The organism is Telmatospirillum sp. J64-1, from assembly GCF_006980715.1.
GTDB lineage: Bacteria > Pseudomonadota > Alphaproteobacteria > Rhodospirillales > Magnetospirillaceae > Oleiliquidispirillum > Oleiliquidispirillum nitrogeniifigens.
Map to the genome: position 1 here is coordinate 120,432 of NZ_SBHN01000007.1, position 20,995 is coordinate 141,426.

Below are 20,995 nucleotides of genomic sequence, written 5' to 3' on the forward strand. Positions count from 1 at the left end.
CTCAAGCCGGTTCGACGCGGCACAGCGTCACCTTGGTCTCCTGCATGAAGGTGACCGGGTCATAGCCATAGGTCGTCACGGCATTACAAGGTTCGCCCAGGACGATGGGGTCGGTGCCTTCCGGATAGTACTGGCGGTGGCTTTCACCTTGCCAATAGCCCGAGAAGTGGAAGGGCATGAAGACCGTTCCAGGGCCGATACGGTTGGTGACGAGCGCCCGCACCCTGGCCCGCGAATTGGCTTCCGGCCCATGGACCCAGACCCATTGGCCGTGGCTGATGCCCAGCCTCTGGGCGTCCTCGGTGTTGATCTCGGCGAACATGTTCTGTTGCAGTTCGGCCAGCCAGCGGTTCGAGCGCGTCTCCTCGCCGCCGCCTTCGTATTCCACCAATCGTCCCGAGGTCAGGACCATGGGGAATTGCTCCTGCAGGTTCCTTTGCGCCACGGCGGCCTGCAACGACTGGCCCAGTTGCGGCAGGCGATAATCGCGGCGGTCGGGAATGGCCGGGAATTCGCTGATCAGGTCCGGACGCGGTGAATAGATCGGCTCCCGGTGGATCGGCACCGGGTCGGGCAGGTTCCAAGCCACGGCACGCGCCTTGGCGTTGCCGTAGGGCAGGCAGCCATGCTTCAAGGCGACGCGGATGATGCCCATGGACAGGTCGGTCTGCCAGCTCACGTCGTCGATATTCTCGCCGCCGATCAGTTCGATGACCCGCCTTTCCTCAGGCGTCAGGTCCTGCTCCCAGCCCAGCTTGCGCAGCACCGCCATGGTGAATTCGGGATAGCCGTCCTCGATCTCCGAGCCCACCGTGTAGGAACCCTCGGCCAGCAGGTTCTGGCCTTCACGCTCGACCCCGAAGCGGGCGCGGAAGGTGCCGCCGCCTTCCATCACATGGACGGAGGTGTCGTAGAGATTGGGCGAACCGGGATGGCGCAGTTCGGGATGGCCCCAGCAGGGCCAGGGCAGGCCGTAATACTCGCCCTCGCAGGGCCCCCTTGTGGCCCGCATGCTGACCTTGTCGAAATCGGCCTGATAGCGCATGTGCATCTTCAGCCGTTCCGGCGACTGGCCGGTATAGCCGGTGGACAGACAGCCGCGATTCATCTCGCGCAGGATGTCCTCGGGCAAGGGATGGCTGTCCTCGACGGCGATATTCTTGAACATCTCCTCGGCGAAGCCCAGCTTGGCCGCCAGCCGGTAGATGATCTCGTAATCGTCCTTGGACTCGAAGATCGGCTCGACGATCTTCTCGCCCCATTGCATCGAACGGTTGGAACAGGTGCGCGAGCCCGAGGTCTCGAACTGCGTGCAGGCCGGCAGCAGATAGGTGCCGTTGCGGCGTTCGGGGATCGAGGCGAAGGTCGTCGGATGGGGATCGGCGATGACCAGCAGGTCCAGATCCGCCAGCCCCTTCACCATCTCGGGCATGCGGGTGACGGTATTGCCGCCATGGCCGAAACAGACGAAGGCCCGCAGGCGGTCGGGCTGTTCGATCTGCTCGGGGTCCGACAGGACGGCATCGAACCAGCGCGTGGTCGGGATCCCCTTGGTCTCCATCAGCTTCTTCGAGGCGAAGCGGCTGACCATCCAGTCATAATCCACCTCCCAGACCCGGCTCCAATGCTGCCAGGCCCCTTCCTCCAGGCCGTAATAGGACGGCAGGGTCGAGACATCCAGGCCGAAATCCGTCGCCCCCTGCACGTTGCAATGGCCGCGATAGATGTTGGCCCCGCCCCCGGCCACGCCGATATTGCCCAGGGCCAGTTGCAGCACGCAGAGCGCGCGCACATTGGCCGTGCCGACGGAATGCTGGGTCACGCCCATGCACCAGATCACGGTGGCGGGACGGTTCTCGACCATGGTCTGGGCGATGCGGCGCAGCTGCTCGCCCGGCACGCCGCTGACCCGCTCGACCTCTTCGGGCGTCCAGCGCCGCACTTCCTCGCGGATCTGGTCCATGCCGTAGACGCGCTGCTGGATGTATTCCTTGTCTTCCCAGCCATTCTCGAAGATGTGCCAGAGGATGCCCCAGACCACCGGGATATCGGTACCGGGGCGGATGCGCACATATTCGGTGGCATGGGCGGCCGTGCGGGTGAAGCGCGGGTCGATGACGATGAAGGGCGCCTGGTTGATCTCCTTGCCGCGCAGCATGTGCTGCATCGACACCGGATGCGCCTCGGCCGGATTGCCGCCGACGATCACCAGGCATTTGGAATTCTGGATGTCGTTGTAGCTGTTGGTCATGGCGCCATAGCCCCAGGTATTGGCGACGCCGGCGACCGTGGTGGAATGACAGATGCGGGCCTGGTGATCGACGTTATTGGTGCCCCAGAAGGCGGCCAGCTTGCGGTAGAGATACGAGCCTTCATTGGAGAATTTGGCCGAACCCAGCCAGAAGACGGAATCGGGGCCGGAGCTTTCACGGATTTCCATCAGCTTGTCGCCGATCTCGTCGATGGCCTGCTCCCAGGACAGACGCTGCCAGGTTCCATCCACCAGCTTCAGCGGATATTTCAGCCGCCGCTCGCCATGAACCACCTCGCGCACCGATGCGCCCTTGGCGCAATGGGTGCCTTGGCTGATGGGGCTTTCCCAGCCCGGTTCCTGGCCGACCCAGACGCCGTTCTGGACTTCGGCGATGACCGTGCAGCCGACCGAACAATGGGTGCAGATATTCTTGCGCAATTCCACCGGCACGTTGGGCTGCATCGGCCCGGCCTCGGCCTTGCGCACGGTGCCCGGAAGCATCTCCATCGCCGCCAGGCCGCCGGCGGCGGTGCAGGTGCCTTTCAGGAAGCTGCGGCGGTCGATACCGCTGCCGGTGATGGTGGAGGCGAGATGCCCGGACAAGGTCTTCCGGACCGGCTTGGCTGAAGAGCGTTTGATCAGCATTGCAGTCTCCTCCTCCCCCTAAAGCCGGTTCAGTGCATAGAAACGCTGCACCCATTCGCTATCCCGATAACGCGACTTGACCAGTTCATCGGCGGTCTCGGGCACCTGCGCCCGAGTGGCCGTGACCAGGACCGGAAGGGCCGTGGCGGTGCCGGCCGCCAGGCCGAAGCCCTTCAAGAAACTCCGCCGCGCCACGTTGCATTCGGGACTGGTTTCCTGTGCTGGGGCGGGATGTGGGGCATGGTGTTGTTTTTTCATTCTTCTTGTCCTCCCTTGTCGTGAGGCGCCGCGCCCATGGCGAAGGCATCGGTTTCGATTTCAAGGAAAAGCCGCCCGATCTGGCCGAGCGGACGGTAGAGATTGGCCGAGGGGGCCTTTTCGAGATCGGCGAAGCAGATCCCCGCCCAGGGCTGGAGATGACGCCGGAAGAAGTCCTGCTGGGTCTGCAAGGAGGCAGGCGTGCCGAACAGGCCGGTCATCAGCCCGGCCATCATCTCGCACAGGGCGGCAAGGTGGTCTTCCGGTTCGGACACGTCCTCGCTGCGCTCGATGCCCAGGGCCTGCATATCCTGACGCAGCCGTGCCAGCGGCCGGTCGTTCAGGAAGCCGGTCAGGTAGTAGGAGGCATAGGGGACGACTTCACCCCGCGTGACGCCGATGAACAGGGCATTGAATTCCCGTTCCGCCTGTTCCGGCGTCATCCGCCTCGCCGCCTGGCCCAGGGCGCCCAAGGCCCGGCCCAGGGGGGTGGCGTCCGGCGGCAGGGAAGCGAGATAGTCCAGCAGCGCTGCTTCCGGCGGCTTGGCCAGCATCCGCGACAGCAAGGTATAAAGACGTGCCCGCAGCAGGTCGGCTTCGTCGATCATGTCGGAGGCAGGAATGGCAGCCATTGATATCCCTTGTGCCTGTCCGGGAGGCGATGTCCTCCCACTTCGCAAACACGGCTGCCGCCCAAGTGTTGCAGGCCTGCCAATCAGGAATAGTCGGCGTCTTCCTCCTTCGGCGAATGCTTTTCTTCCGTGACCTCTTCGGCCTCGGCGATTACCTCTTCCGTATCATCCAAAAGGTGTTCTTCCGGCTCCTCCGGTTGCTGCGGTTCCGGCTGCCCGAAGACCTTCTCGCACATGCGCGCGATGTCATCGACCGGCAGCAACTTGCCGTAGCCGGGCGCGTTGCAATCCCAGTCATACTCGGCGAAACCCTTGAATCCGGCGATCTTAGGATCGCTGCGCCAAGCCGTGCGCAAGGCCGCCAGCCGCAGCGCCTTGGGCACGTTAGGCGCCATGAAGGGCCGGTAATCACTGTCCGCCCCCAAGGAGTCGAGGGGCGGCAGCGAAGGAGGTACCTCCTCCTCTTCCGTCACCGTCGGCACGCATGCCGCCGCGTCCTCGGTGGGCGGCGACGGGGGGACCGGCTCGGCCTCGCGGATTTCAGGGTCGCGGATTTCGGGCTCGGCTTGAACCGCCTGGCGTTTCAGGCGCGACCAGCGGCTGACGAAACCTTCCTGTTCGCTCATCTGGGGCCTCCGGGCATGGGGGGACGGCGGGCCAGGATCTCGGGATCGGCGCGGTCGCGGCGGCGCTTGTAATAGGGGCGCTCGACGTGATGCGCGGCGATGAAGCCTTCCATCCAGACAGCCAAATCGGGCGGCAGCGGCAGGGCCTCGATCAGGTCGCTTCCGGAATCGGCATGAATGTCGATCTCACCCGGATCGACGGTCACCTCCAGCAGCCGCATCCCCAACGGTCCGCCCCGACGCAGGATGACATAAAGCGCCGGGCGGGCGCTGTTCAGGTTGAAGAGATAGTTGGCCGTTTCGTTGGGGAACAGCGTGATCTCGGCATGGCCCATGTAGTACTGGGTCCAGTCCGGCCCGCTGGCGAGGACGCTTCCCACCGGCGTTTCCGGCCGCCCCGGCCTGACCGCCGCCACCCGCCAGCGTTCCGGCTGCCATCTATTGTCGAGACGGCGGCGCTCGGCCACCACCCAGACACTACGCTTTTCCACCTGTCTCATGCCGCCTTCTCCCGTATCATGCGCTGGGCCAGGGCTTCGTCCAGCTTGGCCGCTCCTTCGCTGTCCCACAGATCGGTCCAGGACAGCAGGTGGCGGGCGAAGCATTCCAGCAATTGCGGGACCGCCACATCGCCGAAACCTTCCTCGCGCAAGGCGGTGCTCTGCGGGCGAAGTCCGGGGGAATCGTCCTGCGGATCGCCCAGCACATCGACGGCAAGGCCCAGTACCGCCCAGTCGGGCACCTCGTCTTCGGGACCATCAGGGGCCAGGAAGCACAGGGCGCCCACGCTGGCGCCGTTCACCAGGATGTCCCCTTCGGGCCTGAACCCGACCTCCACCTCGGGCGGCCCCAGCACGGCCAGCGCATCGGCCATGGCAAGCAGGCCGACCTCCTGCATCCGCCGGGCTTCCTTCCAGGGGCGGTCGGGGGCCAGGACCAGGGCACATGCAAGCCTGTCCGGCCTGTTCTGCCAGAACAGGCGCCCCGCCTCCGCCCCGGCCGCCGCCTGGGCACAGGCCAGGGCCAAGGGCTCGGTGCCGTCTTCCACATCCACGGGATCGAACAAAGGGGGCAGGTGCGGCAGGGTCATGGCGGGACTCCTCTCCTCTCGAGTCGAGACTTCCCGAATAAGAACAGCCGAAAGGAAGAAACGTTCTGGCCCGTCAGGTGTTCACGTCATGGCCCCTTTTTGTGAAAGGAAGACTCCCGTGCGCATGCTGCTTTCCGCCACCCTCGCCCTTGCGCTGCTGGCCCCGGCCATGGTCCTTGCCCAGCCGACCGATCCCCAGGGATTGGCCGAAGACCCGGCGGTCAAGGAGAGCCAGGGCCCCAATCCCAACCCGCAAGGCATCCGCTCGCCCGAGATCCAATCGCCTGAGACGGAAGCGCCGTCGCTGGCCGACGCCCTGGCCGCGATCCGCGCCGCGCCGCCCAATCTGGAAGGCCAGGGGGTGCCGCGTCCCAACGAAATGGCCAGCGAACCCCAGGCGCTCCACGACTTCCGCGCTCCGCTGGTATCGGAAGAGGACCTGTCCCCCACCGACGGCGGGAACATACGCAACATGCCCTAGGTCCGGCAGAAACAGCCCAGGGCCAGCATGGCCGGTTCTTCGCGAAACGGCGCCGGGAGGCGTAGGCTGCGGCCTGCGCCTCTATTCGTCTGCGCCCTACGCCCAAAGGCAGGGTTCTTACAACTGACGGCTAAAATCCGCGGGAACGGCCATCCAGGCGTTGACGCCCCTTCGCATCCTATGTCTTATATAAGATATTAGATAACAGAAAACCTGCGGAGGAAACACATGGACAGCGAGGTTCTGGCCAAGGAAACCGGCCCCCGGGGCGCCGGCTCCGGCGTAACGGAAAGCGGCAAGCCGATCCCTCATTTCCTGGTCCACAACCCCAAGGATTCGGTCGGCGTCGTGGTGGTCGAGGACGTGACCGCCGGCATGACCCTGAACGGCTGGGTGACCGATACGGACGAGACCATCCATGTCGTCGCCAAGGACGACATCCCGCTGGGTCACAAGGTGGCGCTGCGCGACATCGCCGAGGGCGAGACCATCCTGAAATACGGCCATGACATCGGCAAAGCCGTGGCCGCGATCCCCCAGGGCGGCCATGCCCATGTCCATAACGTCAAGACCAAGCGGTGGTGAGAATGAGCAAGAAGAAGTTCCAAGGCTGGCGTCGTGAGAACGGCCGCGTCGGCATCCGCAACCACGTCGTCATCCTGCCGCTGGACGACCTGTCCAATGCCGCCTGCGAGGCCGTGGCCAACAACATCAAGGGCTGCATCGCCCTGCCCCACCATTACGGCCGCCTGCAATTCGGCGAAGACCTGGAACTGCATTTCCGCACCCTGATCGGCACCGGCTGCAATCCCAACGTGGCCGCCGTGATCGTCATCGGCATCGAACCGGGTTGGACCAATGTGGTGGTCGAAGGCATCCGCAAGACCGGCAAGCCGGTGGAAGGCTTCGCCATCGCGCGCAACGGCGACATCAACACCATCGCCGCCGCCAGCCGCCGCGCCAAGGAATTCGTCCAATGGGCGACCGAACTGCCGCGCGAGGAATGCGGCCTGTCGGACCTGTGGATTTCGACCAAATGCGGCGAATCCGACACCACCTCGGGCCTCGCCTCGAACCCCACGGTCGGCAACCTGATCGACAAGATGAATGACGAAGGGGCCTATACCTGCTTCGGCGAAACCTCGGAACTGACCGGGGCGGAACAGGAATGCGCCAAGCGCGCCGCCACCCCGGAAGTGGGCGAGAAGTTCCTGAAGACCTGGCAGGCCTACATGGACGAGGTCATCGAGCCGCACAAAACCAGCGACCTGTCGGACAGCCAGCCGACCAAGGGCAACATCGCCGGCGGCCTGACCACCATCGAAGAAAAAGCCTTCGGCAATTTCGAGAAGATCGGCAAGCGCACCAACTATGTCGATGTCCTGAAACCCGCCGAAGCGCCGAGCAAGGGGCCGGGCCTGTATTTCATGGACACCTCCTCGGCCGCCGCCGAATGCGTGACCTTGCAGGCCGCGGCGGGCTTCGTCGTCCACCTCTTCCCCACCGGCCAGGGCAACATCATCGGCAATCCCATCGAGCCGGTGATCAAACTGACCGCCAATCCGCGCACCGCGCGCACCATGTCCGAGCATATCGACCTCGATTGCTCGGGCATCCTACGGCGCGAGATGAACTTCGATCAGGCCGGTGATGCCCTGATCGACGTGATGATGCGGACCTGCAACGGCCGCTTTACCGCCGCCGAGGCCCTGGGGCACAGGGAATTCGTGATGACCAAGCTGTATCGCAGCGCCTGACCGAAAGTCTAGGGCCACCTGTACAGGTGGCCCTCTGCTTTTTATACGTAAATAATAACAATACAAAACAGGTAGCGTCACAGACGCACCATGGTCAAAAACGGCCAAATACAAATAGGGAGTGTCAAATGTTCAAGCATGCCCGGAGCCTCCTGATGGGGCTGACCGCTGCGGCCGCCCTGTCCTTCTCCCCCCTTGCGGCCCAAGCCTTCCCCGACAAGCCGATTCAGTACATCATCCCCTTCGGTCCCGGCGGCGAATCCGATATCGCCGCACGCTTCCAGGAACCCTTGTTCCGCAAGCTGACCGGCCAGGACCTGGTCATCCAGTACCGTCCCGGCGCCGGCGGCGCGACGGCTTGGTCGCAGCTCAATTCCATGCCCGCCGACGGCCATACCATCGTCGGCAGCAACTTCCCCCATATCTTCATCCAGCCGATGGAAAAGGACGTGGGCTACAAGACCGAGGACGTGGACAATGTCTACATCTTTCACTACACGCCCGACGCCCTGATCGTCCCCGCCGACAGCCCCTACCAGACCCTGCAGGATCTGATCGATGCGGCCAAGGAACGCCCCGGCGCCCTGACCTTCTCGGGCTCGGGCACTTATTCGGCCAATCATATCGCCGCCATCAAGTTCGACCAGCTGGCCGGCATCAAGACCACCTATGTGCCTTTCGGCGGCACCGGCCCGTCCAATTCGGCCCTGCTGGGCAAGCAGGTCACCGGCTCGTGGGGCTATACCACCGTGGCCGGGCAATTGGGCGACCAGGTGCGCATGCTGGCCGTCGCCACGGATGAACGCCATCCGCAATTCCCCGACGTGCCCACCTTCAAGGAATTGGGCTTCGACATGGTGGGCGGCGCCTATCGCGGCATCGCCGTGCCGAAATCGACCCCGGTGGAGATCAAACGCCAGCTTTCCGACCTGATCGGCCAGATCAACAAGGATCCCGAGATGGTGCAGAAGATGGTCGAAGGCGGCTTCGTGATGGTCGATATCGGCCTGGACGAGATGCCGGAATTCATGGCGCAGAAGGCGGCGGAATACACGGCCATCGCCACGGAGATGGGTATCGTCAAACAGTAATCGTGACGGCACCGCGCATCATGGGAGGACCGTCATGGAGATCTTCTCCTACCTTCTGGCCGCTTTGCATCCCTGGCATCTTGGCCTCGCTTTGGCCGGCACCACGGCGGGCGTCGTCATCGGCGCCCTGCCGGGCCTGTCGGCGACCATGGCGGTCGCCATCCTGGTGCCCTTCACCTTCGCCATGGACCCCGCCGCCGGGCTGATCGCGCTGGGGGCGATCTATACCGGGGCCATCTATGGCGGGGCCTATTCCGCCATCCTGCTCAACACGCCCGGAACCCCGTCCGCCATCGCCACGACCTTCGACGGTTATCCGATGGCGAAGCGGGGCGACGGCAATCTCGCGGTGTCGCTGGCGACGCTGGCCTCGGTGACCGGCGGCGTCATCGGGGCCCTGTTCCTGCTGACCCTCGCCCCGCCTTTGGCCAGCTTCGCCCTGGTCTTCGGGCCGGTGGAATATTTCTGGCTGGCGATGTTCGGCCTGACCCTGATTTCCGCCCTGGCCGAGAAGAACCTGCTGAAATGCCTGATCGGCGCCTGCCTGGGGCTGCTGCTGTCCATGGTCGGCAGCGCCGTGGTCGGCGGCGACATCCGCTTCACCTTCAACACCCAGACCCTGCTGGGCGGCATCGACATCGTCGCCGCCCTGATCGGCATCTACTGCATTCCGGTGCTGATCGAGCTGGTGGCGAAAGCGGGCGGCCACCTGAAGGTCACCACCGAATCCACCGGTTACCGCCTGCGGGAGGCCTGGGGGCAGTTCAACAGAAGCCGCATCAACCTGCTGCGCAGTTCGACCATCGGCACCATCGTCGGCATGCTGCCCGGCGCCGGGGGCTCGATCGCCAGCCTGGTAGCCTATTCCGAGGCCCGCCGCACCGCCGCTCAGCCCGAGGATTTCGGCAAGGGCGAACCCAACGGCATCCTGGCCACGGAATCGGCCAACAACGCCACGGTGGGCGGCGGCTTCATCCCGACCCTGGTGCTGGGCATTCCCGGCACCCCGCCCGATGCGGTGATCCTGGGCGCGCTGATGGTCCAGGGGGTGCGCACCGGCCCCACCCTGTTCACCGATCAGGCGCCGATCGTCTACACCTTCATCTTCGGGCTGCTGATCGCCTCGATACTCATGCTGCCGATCGGGCTGATCATGGGACGCTATGCCTATCGCGCCATCATCCGCCTGCCCAAGGAGATGTTGGCGCCGGGCATCGCCCTGCTGACGGTGACCGGCTCCTTCGCCATCCACAACAACCTGCACGACGTGCAGGTGATGCTGGGGCTGGGCGTGATGAGCTGGCTGCTGAACCGCTACGGCTTCAGCCCCTCGCCCATCGTGCTGGGCCTGATCCTGGGGCAGATCGCCGAACAGGGCTTCGTCCAGGCCTGGCTGATCGGATCGGCCACCTCCAACCTCTGGGGCATGTATTTCGGTCGGCCGCTGTCGCTGGTGATCGTCGGTCTGGCTATTCTCAGCCTGTTCTATCCCCTGCTCATGGCCAAGCTGCGGTCGCGTCGCAAGAGGAGACTGACCCATGCCTGATATGCCTATCCAAACACGGCAAAGAGACTGGGGCGCCATCGTCGTCACCCTGTGCCTGATGGCGGTGGCGGGCTGGGCCCTGTGGGAAGCCCAGCGCATGTCCGAACTGGGCAAGCTGTTTCCTATCACCTTCGGCGGGCTGATGCTGACGCTTTGTTCAATCCTGCTGGTGAAGCAGCTTCTTGGCCGCAGCACTCCGCGCCTGGAACTGGAAGGCTCCATGCCCCGCCGGGCTCTTCTGGTCGTGGTGATGATCGCCTGGATCGCCTTGCTGCCGGTGCTGGGCTTCGTAGTGGCCGGGCTGCTGGGTTTCTTCGCCATCATGGCCATCGCCGGTCATGATGGCTGGCCCCTGCCCCGCCTGCTGCGCTTTGTCGCCATCGGCATCGCCGTGGTCGCCCTGATCGCCTGGATCTTCCAGCATCTTCTGCACGTTCCCCTGCCTGCGGGCAGGGTATTCTTCTAGGAGTCCCTTGTCGTGTCCGATATCGTCATTTCCGAATTCATGGACGAGGCCGCCGTCGCCAGCCTGGCCTCCGATTTCCGCGTGCTTTACGACCCGTCCCTGGTGGACCAGCCGGAAAGGCTGGTCCAGACCGCAAGCCAAGCCCGCGCGATCATCGTCCGCAACCGCACCCAGGTCAGGGCGCCGCTGATCGAGCAATGCCGGAATCTGAGGGTCGTCGGCCGCCTGGGCGTCGGGCTGGACAATATCGATGTCGGCGCCTGCCGCGACCGGGGCATCGCCGTCCTGCCCGCCACGGGGGCCAATGACGTGGCGGTGGCGGAATATGTCATCACCGGGCTGCTGATGCTGTGGCGCGGCGCCTATTTCTCGAGCACCGCCGTGGCGCAAGGGCAATGGCCGCGCGAGGCGTTGATCGGCGGCGAGGCCATGGGCCGGACGCTGGGCCTGGTCGGCTTCGGCGGCATCGCCCGTCAGGTGGCGAAACGCGCCCGGGCCCTGGGGATCGAGGTTCTGGCCTATGATCCTCATATCGGCGCCAGCGAAACGGTGTGGATGGATCACGACGTCCGGCGCTGCAACGACCTGGACGGCCTGCTGTCCCAGGTCGATGCCCTCAGCCTTCATGTACCGCTGACGCCGGACACGCGCGGCCTCCTTGGCCGCGACGCCATTGCCCGCATGCGGCCGGGGGCGGTCGTCATCAACACCGCGCGCGGCGGCATCCTTGACGAGGCCGCCCTGGCCCAGGCCCTGCAAAGCGGCCATCTCGGCGGTGCGATGCTCGACGTCTTCGAGCAGGAACCCCTTGCCGGCGGCTCGGTCCTGGCCGATATCCCCAATCTGATCCTGACGCCGCATATCGCCGGGGTCACGGCGGAATCCAATATCCGCGTCAGCGCCGTCACGGCGGCCAATGTCCGCCGCGTCCTGGAGGCCTCGGCATGAGCAGCGTCACCCTTCCGCCCGCAGAATGGCAGAGCCTGGCCGAACGGGTCCTGGTCGCCGCCGGCACCGCGCCGAAGGCCGCCCGCTCCGTCGCCGCCGCCCTGGTCGCCGCCGACCGCGACGGCTTGGCCTCGCACGGCCTGTCCCGCCTGCCCGCCTATGCCGCCCAGGTGCGGTGCGGCAAGGTCGCCGGGACCGCCCAGCCCGGCGTCAGGCGCCCCGCGCCCGGAATCATCGCCGTGGATGCCGCCGACGGCTTCGCCTATCCCGCCATCGAGGCCGGGCTGCAGGCGGCGCAGGAGGCCGTGCACAGCCAGGGATGCGTGCTGGTGGCGGTGACCAATTCCCATCATTGCGGTGTGCTGGGCCATCATGTCGAATGGCTGGCCGAGCGGGGACTGGTGGCCCTGGCCTTCGCCAACACGCCTGCCGCCATCGCGCCCTGGGGCGGCAGCAAGCCGGTGCTCGGCACCGACCCGCTCGCCTTCGCCTGCCCGCGCGACGGCCACCCGCCCCTGGTGATCGACATGTCCGTCAGCGTCGCGGCGCGTGGCAAGATCATGGTCGCCGCCCGCGACGGCACCCCCATTCCCCCCGACTGGGCGCTGGACAGCGAGGGACGCCCCACGACCGACGCCAAGGCGGCGATGGAAGGCACGCTCGCCCCCATGGCCGGGGCCAAGGGGGCGGCCCTGGGCCTGATGATCGAATTGCTGACCGCCGCCCTGGTCGATGCCCATTTCGGCTTCGAGGCCAGCCCCTTCCTCGACGACAAGGGCGGACCGCCGCGCACCGGGCAATTGTTCCTGGTCATCGATCCGCAAAGCGTCGGCGGCAGCGGCTTTGCCGCCCGCGCCGAACGCCTGTTCACCGCCTGCCTGGAGCAGCCGGGGGTGCGCCTGCCGGGCGACCGCCGCCAGGAAATCCGCGCCGCCACCGCCGAGGGCATTACCGTGCCGCGCAAGCTGCATGACGAATTGGTGGCCGCCGCCGATCAACTTCATGCGTCGTGATCCCCCTGCCTTCCTGTCTAACCTGTGCTATATGCTTCCTTTTTCTCTGGTGAACGATCTTGAAGCGAGTTGACGCCGTGCATGCCCCGACCGAGGCCCGTCCTCTTTACGCCCAGGTCAAGGCGCTGATCATCCAGCGCCTGCTGCAAGGCACATGGCGTCCGGGCGAGGCCCTGCCCAACGAATTCCAGTTGGCCGCCGATTTCGGCGTCAGCCAGGGAACGGTGCGCAAGGCCCTCGACGAACTGGCACAGGAAAACATCGTGGTGCGGTACCAGGGCAAGGGGACCTTCGTCGCCGAGCATACGCCGCACCGCTCGCTGTTCCATTTCTTCCGTCTGGTCGACCGGGACGGCAGCCGCCACACGCCGCAGAGCCAATGGCTGGATTGCGGCCGCCGGACCGCCACCCCCTTGGAATGCGAGCGCCTCGATCTGACGGAGGGGGCGGAAGTCTTCTTCATCCGCCGCCTGCGCAGCCTGAGCGACGTCCCCGCCCTGGTCGAGACCATCGTGGTGAACAGCAGCCTGCTGCCCGACCTCGACCGGGAGGGACGCGGCCTCAACACCCTTTATGATTTCTACCAGTCCCGCTATGGCGTGATGGTGGTCAAGTCGTCGGAATTCCTTTCCGCCGTCGCCGCCACCAAGGAAGAAGCCGGCATCCTTGGCGTCACACCGGGTCATCCCCTGCTGCAGATCGACCGCTCGGCCTGGGGGCTGGACGGCCGCATCGTCGAATGGCGCCTCAGCCGCTGCCTGACCGACCGCTTCCGCTATTTCACCGAACTGATGTAGTCCCGGTCCGGCGCGCCGGAAGCCGCAGCGCCTTTCCTCTTCCCCCACCCTGCCCCGCCCCCGGCCGCCGCGATGACGGCGGCGGAGCCTTTTGCGTCTTCCGACATGGAAAAGAGCATCTCATCTTCCGTTCGGAGCAAATAAATAGAGAGTCGGCTCGAAGACGGTAATTCCTTCGAGAGGCGGCGCTATCCATACGAAGAATAATCACCCGCGGACATAGTCCCGAGGCAGAGCCCCCCTCCCCAAACAGAACCAACGTCTCGCGCCATATCCCATTACTGCAAATAAACCTAAGTACTGTTAATGTAATTGAATTAAAATTGTATCTTTTTTGTGTCCAGAGCGTCACAGCTCCGACGTATATATGAAAATACTAAAGCATAAGAACAGCTCCTAAAACAGGGAGAGGATTAATGGCTAAGGTCACCATAAAGGTCGCTCTTTATTCCATTACGGCTCTATCAATATCGACCGCCGCATTTGCAGAAAGCATGGTATATCGCCCCATAAATCCGTCCTTCGGTGGCGATCCCTTCAACAGCTCGCATCTTTTAGGCATTGCCAATGCCACTGATCGATACCGGGATCCCAATGCCATCGACCCCTTCTCTCTTATTGATACCGATCCACAGTCACAATTGAATTCGCAAGTACAGCAGCAGGTCATCGGCAGCGTTACCGGAAATGCGACCAATGCTATTCTTCAGCAGAATTCGGGAACCTATCTGGTCGGCAGCACGCGGATCGTCATCACGCCCAATGATGACGGCGTCACCCGCAGCATCGTGCTGACCAATATCGATAGCGGGGCCGTCACCCGCTACGACGTGCCGCTCTATCAGGGCATGATTCCCTGACCCCACCCGGCGGCCCGCCCGCCTGCACAAGGCACTTCCCGAATTCCGTGACGAAAGGTCCAAGACCATGCGTCGTCTTCGCAGCCTCGCACTGGCTTTTGCCGGCAGCGCCGTCCTCGCGGCCTGCGCGACTCCCGACATTCGCCCCGAATTGGTATTTTCCCAAGAGACAGAGAACGAATACACCACCGGCGCCCTGGATGAATTGCAATCCCTGCCGCCGCCCCAAGGCAAGATCGCCGTCGCTGTCTACCAGTTCCAGGACCAGACCGGCCAGAACAAGCCGAATTCCCGTTTCAGCGAGTATTCAAGGGCCGTCACCCAGGGCGCCACATCCATTCTGATCAACGCCCTGGAACGCGCCGGCAACCGTTCATGGTTCACCACCGTCGAACGCTCTTCCCTGCAGGCCCTGCTGCAGGAGCGCCAGATCATCCGCCTGACCCGCCAGGAATATGGCGGCGCGCATCTGCCTCCACTGCCGCCCCTGACCTATGCCGGCGTCATGCTCGATGGCGGCATCATCGGCTATGACAGCAACACCCTGACCGGCGGCTTCGGCGCCAGGTTCCTGGGTGTCGGCGGCCATACCGAATACCGCCGCGACACCGTAACCGTCTTCCTGCGCGCCATTTCGGTGCAGACCGGCGAGGTGCTGAAATCCATCAATACGAGCAAGACGATCTATTCGGTCGGCCTGCAAGGCGGCGCCTTCCGCTATATCGGCTTCCGCGACCTGCTCGAGGTGGAAACCGGCATCACCACCAACGAACCGGTCACGCTGGCGGTGAAAAGCGCCATCGAGAAGGCCGTCTACAGCCTGGTCATGGAGGGGCTGATCGACGGCTATTGGCGGCTTCAGGACATGAACATGGCCCCGGCCCTGATCGAGCGTTACCGCCAGCAGCGGGATGGCGTCTACAACGTCGCCAGCCTCCGCACCACGATGGAAGAGTATCAGAACGGCGTGCGCCTCGCTCCGCCGCCCAGCCGCGTGCCGGCCCATGACAACGGCAGCGCCGAAGCGGAAATCGCGCCGCCCCTGACCCCGGGCGTCCCCGAACCGCCGCCCGGCCCGACCTACGTGCTGCCCGATGGCCGCAGCCCGATCCCGTCGCAACGCGACCGGCCGCCCCATCTGGTACCGCGTAGTTGACCGCGATGAATGGAGAGCCCCCTCGTCATTCATTAGGACATTTCAATCGTCCACACGGGCAATTCCGCCCGATATTTTCCACGGAGTAATTTTCATGCGAAAGATACTTCTTGCCAGCGTCGCTATTTCGGCTCTTTCCGCCACCCCGGTCCTGGCCGATTCTTCCGCCTATATTCTTCAGGTCGGCGGCGGAAACCTTGCCGAGCAAAGCCAGAACAGCAACGGTCAGGTCGCTTCGAGCCTGCAATTCGGCGTCGGCAATTCCAGCGGCCAGGCGCAGACCGGCAGCGGCAACACCGCCTCGATCCTGCAAGTCGGCGGCAACAACGACGCCACCCAAACCCAGGCCGGCACCAACAATAGCGCCACCGGCCGGCAATTCGGCGTGGGTAACGACATTACCCAGACCCAGCAAGGCGGCGGCAGTACCGGCAACACGGCCAATGCCCTACAGATCGGCCTGGACAATACGGCCACCCAGCGCCAGGGCTTTCCGAACGCCACCATCGGCACTCCCAACAGCTCGAACGGCATCGTGACCAGCCTGCAATTCGGCTCCAGCAACGACAGCTTCCAGCAGCAGGTCGGCGGCGGCAACACGGCCACGACCCTACAGGTCGGCAACAACAACACCGCCTCCCAGGTCCAGGGCACCCGCACATCGACCACGATTCCCTTCGTGGGAACCATCACGACCGCCGTTTCCAATGATAGCGGCACGGCCACCATCCTGCAGCTCGGCGCCAATAACGATGCCGACCAACGGCAGACTGCGAGCACCACCAACCAAGCACTCTCCCTGCAGATCGGTGCCGGCAATTCCTCCGACCAGAACCAGTCTCTCGGCGCCGCCAATGTCGCCGTCGGCCTGCAACTGGGCACCCAGAACGATATCGAGCAGAACCAGAATCTGGGAGCCGGGAATGTCGCCGTCGGCGCCCAGTTCGGCAGCCTGAACAGCATCGACCAGTCCCAGAATGTCGGGGCCGGGAATATTGCCGTGGCCGCGCAGATCGGCAACAGCAACGACATCGACCAATCCCAAAGCGCCGGCGGCGCAAGCCTGCTCCTCGCCCTGCAGGGCGGCAGCGGCAACAGCGCCGACCAAAGCCAGAGCCTTGCCTTCACCAGCCTCTCCACCTCGCTGCAATTCGGAAGCAACAACGAGTCCAGCCAGACCCAGGGCGGCACGAACCAGCTGGCGACGATCCTGCAGGTGGGTAATGGCAACGACGCCGATCAGCGCCAGAGCGGCAACAGCAACATCCTCTCGTCCATCCAGCTCGGGATCGACAACAGCTCCGACCAGACGCAAAGCGGCAGCAATAACGAGACCACCCTGCTCCAGCTCGGCTACGGCAACGACAATACCCAGGTCCAGGGGGGCAACAACAACCTGATGACCGTCAATCAGTACGGCATCGGCAACACCTCCGACCAGACCCAAGGCGGCTCGAACAACATCGCCAGCATCCAGCAGGTCGGGGCCGGGAATTCCGCCGAACAGTCGCAGAGCGGTACCAACAACCTGCTGACCGCCGCCCAGTACGGCGCCGGCAACACTGCCGATCAGTTCCAGAACGGCAACAACAACGAAGCCAGCATCCTGCAGGTGGGCCTCGGCAACACCGCTACCCAGAACCAGGAAGGCAGCAGCAACCTGATGACGGTGGCGCAGTACGGTGCCGGCAACACCGCCTCGCAGACCCAAAGCGGCCTGTCGAACGAAGCCAGCCTGCTGCAGATCGGCTTCGGCAACAGCGGCACCCAGTCGCAGACGGGCAGTTACGACCGGGCCCTGGCGGTCCAGCTGGGCGGCGGCAATAGCGTCACCCAGACCCAGACCAGCGCGAGCGGGGCGAATCTGGCGGTGGCCTATCAGGTCGGCTTCAACAATACGGCCCGGCAGACCCAGAACTAGCCTTTCTTGTCCTCGGGCGGGGCGCCACGCGTGGCCCCGCCCTTTTTCCCCTTCACCCAAAGGAGGTGAGACGATGCGCATCGCCTCTCTGTCTGCCCTTCTTCTCCTGCTTGCCGCACCGGCCCTGGCCGGAGAAGCCGCGCTGCTCGACCAGGGCAGGCTGGCTGACCCGCCCATGCTCCTGTCCGGCACGCCGCCTGAACTGCTCCTGGGCGGCGGCGCCATCGCCATTCAGGCCGGCAGCGGCAACGGTGTGAGCCAAAGCCAGAAAGGAGCATTCAACCGCGCCGCCGCCCATCAATTGGGGCTGGGCAATCAGTCGACGGTCACCCAGCAGGGAACCGCCAACTCGGCAGAAACCCTTCAACTCGGCAACGGCAACACGGTCATCGCCAACCAGAACGGCGCCTATAACGAGAACCATATCCTCCAGACCGGAGCGCAATATACCGTCGTCTATCAGGCCGGGGCGCTGAACCGCCTGACGCCGGACCAGGTGCCGCAGCAGCCGGCCCTGATCCTGCAGAAGGGCGTCAATGCCCCACCGGTGGTCCTGCCGCTCCAGAAACGATAACAGCCTCGGTGCCGACTTCTCCGGCACCCTCCCCCGCACGGGCCCGTCAGCCCGCGCCAGAGCCCTTGGGCTCTGTGGCCGCATCGCCGGCCCTGACTTTAGCCAAACTTGCCCGGTGGAGAAATCCACCGGGTCTTTTTGGCGGGAACGTCACTTCCACAGCTCGCGCCACCCGTCCTGCCGCACCCGCCCTGACGGCACGACCTCTTCGTAGAGCCTCCGGGGCATCTCCAGCGTCGATAAGAAATCCCGGAGCGGCTTCTTCCGGGCGCCGCGGTGAAAGCGTTTCAGCGTGAAACAAACCTTTTCCTGCAACTCGATACGCTTGTTAGCCCCGAAGAGGGGATGCTATCAGCAGTGAGGCATTTTGTTATATCGCTGAAGCAAGGAGGAGAGATGACCGCCGTTTTGGTCACAGGCGGTGCGGGCTATATTGGCAGCCATGCTTGCAAAGCCTTGGCGGCAGCAGGTTTCCAGCCCGTGGTTTACGATAATCTCAGCTACGGTCATCGCTCCGCTGTGCGTTGGGGGCCATTAGAGATTGGTGATATTGGTGATGGCGAACGGCTGCGGCAGGTTATCAGGCAATATGATATTTCTGCGGTCATGCATTTCGCTGCCTTCACCTCTGTCAGAGAATCAGCGATCGATCCGGGGAAATATTACCGCAACAATGTGGTGGGCACCTTGACCCTGCTTGAGGCGATGCGGGATTGCGGCATCCGCCACATGGTATTTTCCAGTACCTGCGCGACCTATGGCATTCCCGAATTGGTCCCGATCCCGGAAACCGCTCCCCAACGGCCAATCAATCCTTATGGCGAAAGCAAGTTGATAGCCGAACGCATGCTGGCGACCTTCGAGGCCGCCTATGGCCTGCGCTGGGCCGCCTTGCGCTATTTCAATGCGGCGGGTGCCGATCCGGATGGGGAAATCGGCGAGGACCATTCGCCAGAAACCCATCTGATCCCGTTGGTTCTGGATGTGGCATTAGGGCGGCGAGATAACATCACCGTCTTCGGACGAAATTACGATACCCCTGACGGCACCTGCATCCGCGATTACATCCATGTCAGTGATCTGGCCGAGGCCCATATCCTGGCTTTGCGCCGGGTCATGGAACATGACGCCAGTTTCGCGCTCAACCTTGGGACCGGAGAAGGGCTGAGCGTTGCCGAAGTCATCGAGGCAGCACGCAGAATTACAGAACGACCAATCACAGTAGCAGAAGGAAAAAGACGGGAAGGAGACCCTCCCGTCCTAGTTTCCGATACAACCTTGTCCTCGGTTTTGCTTGGCTGGCGTTCCCACCGCAGTGATCTGGACAGCCTGATCGGCGATGCCTGGCGTTGGCATAAGAGGCGTTTTAAGGATGGGACATAAAAGGCGGACAGGGGGAAACACTCCACCCGCAATCCGTTTAATACGCCCCCTGTCTCTTTAGAACCACACCTGCAGTCCTGAAGAGGATGGAGATGTCGTACCACAGGGACCAGTTCTTGACGTACCAAGCGTCGAGGAACACTCGGTGCGGATAGTCCACCTCCTGGCGACCGCTCACCTGCCAAAGGCCGGTGATGCCGGGCTTGACGAGAAGGTAATAGGAGGTGTCTGCCCCATACCGTTGCAGTTCCGAGGCGACTATCGGCCGCGGCCCGACCAAACTCATCTCACCTCGGAGAACATTGAAAAGCTGGGGAAGCTCGTCAAGGCTCGTGCGGCGTAGAAAACGCCCGATGTCGGTAATTCGAGGGTCGTCATAAAGCTTGTAGTTCAGCTCCCACTCAGCTCGGGCTGCCGGATCGCGTGCGAGAAGATCCTGCAGGATTTGTTCGCTGTTTATGACCATCGAGCGGAACTTCAAGCAGCGAAACGGACGCCCATGTTCACCTATACGCTCATGTCCATAGAGGACCGGTCTACCGGTCCGCAGGACGAGCAAGCTAATGAGCAGGAGGACGGGGCTCAGCAGGGCGATCAGCACGCTCGCCCCGACAATGTCGAGCAGTCGCTTCATGAGGCGCGGCGCGCGACGAGCGAGATTGTTCCGCACGCGCAAGAGCAGCAACTCGCGCGCGAGCAGATGGTTGACCTCCAATCCGTAGAGCGGCATGCCACGCACAGGAGGCACCACGTCGATCGCATTGGGGCGCATCGCGAGCATGCGCATAAGGTCAGCCGCCTGGGCATTCTGGTTTTCTTCCAGTGCAACGACGACATGCGGACCATGCGGATGGCATAGTCTTTCAAGCAGGGCCGGACTCATGGAAACCACCGGCATGCCATCAATGCACGCGGGGCAATCCTGCTCGTCATCGCCCACCTGAACCAAGCACTTAACCTCTAGGCCCAGCGTCCCTTCGGCCTTCAAGGCGGCAGCAGTCTGCCGCGCGTTGTCCCGTGCACCGATAATGACGGTAGGAATCCGCCACAGGTTGAAGCGGGTGAGCAGGAAGCGGGCGCCCTGCCGAAACAATGGGATCGCAATCAGCAGACTCAGCCACGATAACGCGACAACAACAACAGCGCCTGCATGGCCGCTGGCAAACAGGAGCGCCGCGTCGATCAAGCCTACGATCGTGAACGCCTTCGTAATTGGGCGCAACTCGTCCCACAATGGGCGGCGACGCGTGTAGAGACCAATAAGCCGAAAATAGAGGAGGCAGCCCAGTGCCATAGGGAGGAACGGGTCAATACGCGTATCGAAAGGAACCGCCGTGCCTTCTTCGAAATTGTACCAGATGAGAGACGCCTGTGAGAGGCTATTGCGCACCAGCAGCAGACAGGCGGCAACGGAAAACAGGTCTGCAGCAATTATGGTACGCCGGCACGCTGCCTCCGCCCAACCAGTCTGCATGAAATCCGCCTCGAATGGTGGTT

General features: G+C 63.7%; 21 protein-coding genes. 14 read left to right on the top strand and 7 right to left on the bottom strand.

The genetic code is table 11. The features are described 5' to 3' along the window. Window position 1: 1 nt before the first annotated feature. From EPD66_RS08785 to EPD66_RS08810, 6 genes are all read right to left on the bottom strand, one after another. Window positions 2–2,899: a formate dehydrogenase subunit alpha gene (locus EPD66_RS08785; RefSeq protein WP_142848121.1), complete on the bottom strand. Its 2,898-nt coding sequence runs from the start codon at window positions 2,897–2,899 to the stop codon at window positions 2–4. An 18-nt stretch (window positions 2,900–2,917) separates the two neighbouring features. Beyond that, entirely contained in the window at window positions 2,918–3,157 is a 240-nt protein-coding gene (locus tag EPD66_RS08790; RefSeq protein WP_142848122.1) for a hypothetical protein, read from the bottom strand. Continuing rightward, the gene (locus tag EPD66_RS08795) at window positions 3,154–3,789 is read right to left on the bottom strand and encodes a molecular chaperone (protein WP_142848123.1); all 636 of its coding nucleotides are present in this window, start codon (window positions 3,787–3,789) and stop codon (window positions 3,154–3,156) included. The genes EPD66_RS08790 and EPD66_RS08795 overlap by 4 nt, the downstream gene beginning before the upstream one ends. Window positions 3,790–3,872: 83 nt before the next feature. Further along, window positions 3,873–4,415 (bottom strand): DUF3306 domain-containing protein, encoded by a 543-nt coding sequence (locus tag EPD66_RS08800; RefSeq protein WP_142848124.1) that lies wholly within the window; start codon window positions 4,413–4,415, stop codon window positions 3,873–3,875. Continuing rightward, window positions 4,412–4,915 (bottom strand): DUF3305 domain-containing protein, encoded by a 504-nt coding sequence (locus EPD66_RS08805; protein WP_142848125.1) that lies wholly within the window; start codon window positions 4,913–4,915, stop codon window positions 4,412–4,414. The genes EPD66_RS08800 and EPD66_RS08805 overlap by 4 nt, the downstream gene beginning before the upstream one ends. Beyond that, entirely contained in the window at window positions 4,912–5,505 is a 594-nt protein-coding gene (locus tag EPD66_RS08810) for a biotin/lipoate--protein ligase family protein (RefSeq protein WP_142848126.1), read from the bottom strand. The genes EPD66_RS08805 and EPD66_RS08810 overlap by 4 nt, the downstream gene beginning before the upstream one ends. A 118-nt stretch (window positions 5,506–5,623) precedes the next feature. On the opposite strand from EPD66_RS08810, the gene EPD66_RS08815 reads away from it, so the two are divergent. The 14 genes from EPD66_RS08815 (at window position 5,624) to galE (ending at window position 19,498) form a co-directional block, all read left to right on the top strand. Then, window positions 5,624–5,986 carry a hypothetical protein gene (locus tag EPD66_RS08815; RefSeq protein WP_142848127.1) on the top strand — a complete coding sequence of 121 codons (363 nt, stop codon included), beginning with the start codon at window positions 5,624–5,626 and terminating at the stop codon, window positions 5,984–5,986. Between the two features lie 228 nt (window positions 5,987–6,214). Beyond that, window positions 6,215–6,571, top strand: coding sequence for a UxaA family hydrolase (locus EPD66_RS08820; protein WP_142848128.1), 357 nt, complete (start codon window positions 6,215–6,217; stop codon window positions 6,569–6,571). Between the two features lie 2 nt (window positions 6,572–6,573). Then, complete coding sequence (locus EPD66_RS08825; protein WP_142848129.1) at window positions 6,574–7,743, top strand: UxaA family hydrolase; 1,170 nt, start codon at window positions 6,574–6,576, stop codon at window positions 7,741–7,743. Between the two features lie 128 nt (window positions 7,744–7,871). Continuing rightward, entirely contained in the window at window positions 7,872–8,834 is a 963-nt protein-coding gene (locus EPD66_RS08830; protein WP_142848130.1) for a tripartite tricarboxylate transporter substrate binding protein, read from the top strand. Between the two features lie 34 nt (window positions 8,835–8,868). Next, window positions 8,869–10,380, top strand: a complete 1,512-nt coding sequence (locus tag EPD66_RS08835) for a tripartite tricarboxylate transporter permease (RefSeq protein ID WP_142848131.1) — start codon at window positions 8,869–8,871, stop codon at window positions 10,378–10,380. Beyond that, complete coding sequence (locus EPD66_RS08840) at window positions 10,373–10,846, top strand: tripartite tricarboxylate transporter TctB family protein (protein ID WP_142848132.1); 474 nt, start codon at window positions 10,373–10,375, stop codon at window positions 10,844–10,846. The genes EPD66_RS08835 and EPD66_RS08840 overlap by 8 nt, the downstream gene beginning before the upstream one ends. A gap of 12 nt (window positions 10,847–10,858) precedes the next feature. Continuing rightward, the gene (locus EPD66_RS08845) at window positions 10,859–11,794 is read left to right on the top strand and encodes a hydroxyacid dehydrogenase (RefSeq protein WP_142848133.1); all 936 of its coding nucleotides are present in this window, start codon (window positions 10,859–10,861) and stop codon (window positions 11,792–11,794) included. After that, window positions 11,791–12,807, top strand: coding sequence for an Ldh family oxidoreductase (locus EPD66_RS08850; RefSeq protein ID WP_142848134.1), 1,017 nt, complete (start codon window positions 11,791–11,793; stop codon window positions 12,805–12,807). The genes EPD66_RS08845 and EPD66_RS08850 overlap by 4 nt, the downstream gene beginning before the upstream one ends. Window positions 12,808–12,866: 59 nt before the next feature. Then, the gene (locus tag EPD66_RS08855) at window positions 12,867–13,604 is read left to right on the top strand and encodes a GntR family transcriptional regulator (protein WP_142848135.1); all 738 of its coding nucleotides are present in this window, start codon (window positions 12,867–12,869) and stop codon (window positions 13,602–13,604) included. 416 nt (window positions 13,605–14,020) lie between these two features. Further along, window positions 14,021–14,464 (top strand): curli assembly protein CsgF, encoded by a 444-nt coding sequence (locus tag EPD66_RS08860; RefSeq protein ID WP_142848136.1) that lies wholly within the window; start codon window positions 14,021–14,023, stop codon window positions 14,462–14,464. A 67-nt stretch (window positions 14,465–14,531) separates the two neighbouring features. Further along, a complete protein-coding gene (locus tag EPD66_RS08865; protein ID WP_142848137.1) occupies window positions 14,532–15,620 on the top strand; it encodes a CsgG/HfaB family protein in 1,089 nt (362 codons plus the stop codon). A gap of 94 nt (window positions 15,621–15,714) precedes the next feature. Next, the gene (locus EPD66_RS08870; RefSeq protein ID WP_142848138.1) at window positions 15,715–17,541 is read left to right on the top strand and encodes a hypothetical protein; all 1,827 of its coding nucleotides are present in this window, start codon (window positions 15,715–15,717) and stop codon (window positions 17,539–17,541) included. A gap of 73 nt (window positions 17,542–17,614) precedes the next feature. Next, window positions 17,615–18,115: a hypothetical protein gene (locus EPD66_RS08875; RefSeq protein WP_142848139.1), complete on the top strand. Its 501-nt coding sequence runs from the start codon at window positions 17,615–17,617 to the stop codon at window positions 18,113–18,115. Between the two features lie 276 nt (window positions 18,116–18,391). Next, on the top strand, window positions 18,392–19,498 hold the full coding sequence (galE, locus tag EPD66_RS08880) for a UDP-glucose 4-epimerase GalE (RefSeq protein ID WP_255448425.1): 1,107 nt from the start codon (window positions 18,392–18,394) through the stop codon (window positions 19,496–19,498). Window positions 19,499–19,535: 37 nt separating this feature from the next. Here the strand turns inward: galE and wbaP are convergent, their stop codons facing one another. Then, window positions 19,536–20,972 (bottom strand): undecaprenyl-phosphate galactose phosphotransferase WbaP, encoded by a 1,437-nt coding sequence (wbaP, locus tag EPD66_RS08885; RefSeq protein WP_185961315.1) that lies wholly within the window; start codon window positions 20,970–20,972, stop codon window positions 19,536–19,538. Window positions 20,973–20,995: the final 23 nt, after the last annotated feature.

Coding starts and splice junctions, on each gene's coding strand:
- wbaP (WP_185961315.1), bottom strand. CDS start 20,972: ATGCAGACTGGTTGGGCGGAGGCAGCGTGCCGGCGTACCATAATTGCT.
- EPD66_RS08840 (WP_142848132.1), top strand. CDS start 10,373: ATGCCTGATATGCCTATCCAAACACGGCAAAGAGACTGGGGCGCCATC.
- EPD66_RS08850 (WP_142848134.1), top strand. CDS start 11,791: ATGAGCAGCGTCACCCTTCCGCCCGCAGAATGGCAGAGCCTGGCCGAA.
- EPD66_RS08825 (WP_142848129.1), top strand. CDS start 6,574: ATGAGCAAGAAGAAGTTCCAAGGCTGGCGTCGTGAGAACGGCCGCGTC.
- EPD66_RS08875 (WP_142848139.1), top strand. CDS start 17,615: ATGCGCATCGCCTCTCTGTCTGCCCTTCTTCTCCTGCTTGCCGCACCG.
- EPD66_RS08790 (WP_142848122.1), bottom strand. CDS start 3,157: ATGAAAAAACAACACCATGCCCCACATCCCGCCCCAGCACAGGAAACC.
- EPD66_RS08865 (WP_142848137.1), top strand. CDS start 14,532: ATGCGTCGTCTTCGCAGCCTCGCACTGGCTTTTGCCGGCAGCGCCGTC.
- EPD66_RS08870 (WP_142848138.1), top strand. CDS start 15,715: ATGCGAAAGATACTTCTTGCCAGCGTCGCTATTTCGGCTCTTTCCGCC.
- EPD66_RS08800 (WP_142848124.1), bottom strand. CDS start 4,415: ATGAGCGAACAGGAAGGTTTCGTCAGCCGCTGGTCGCGCCTGAAACGC.
- EPD66_RS08820 (WP_142848128.1), top strand. CDS start 6,215: ATGGACAGCGAGGTTCTGGCCAAGGAAACCGGCCCCCGGGGCGCCGGC.
- EPD66_RS08810 (WP_142848126.1), bottom strand. CDS start 5,505: ATGACCCTGCCGCACCTGCCCCCTTTGTTCGATCCCGTGGATGTGGAA.
- EPD66_RS08860 (WP_142848136.1), top strand. CDS start 14,021: ATGGCTAAGGTCACCATAAAGGTCGCTCTTTATTCCATTACGGCTCTA.
- EPD66_RS08785 (WP_142848121.1), bottom strand. CDS start 2,899: ATGCTGATCAAACGCTCTTCAGCCAAGCCGGTCCGGAAGACCTTGTCC.
- EPD66_RS08795 (WP_142848123.1), bottom strand. CDS start 3,789: ATGGCTGCCATTCCTGCCTCCGACATGATCGACGAAGCCGACCTGCTG.
- EPD66_RS08835 (WP_142848131.1), top strand. CDS start 8,869: ATGGAGATCTTCTCCTACCTTCTGGCCGCTTTGCATCCCTGGCATCTT.
- EPD66_RS08830 (WP_142848130.1), top strand. CDS start 7,872: ATGTTCAAGCATGCCCGGAGCCTCCTGATGGGGCTGACCGCTGCGGCC.
- EPD66_RS08805 (WP_142848125.1), bottom strand. CDS start 4,915: ATGAGACAGGTGGAAAAGCGTAGTGTCTGGGTGGTGGCCGAGCGCCGC.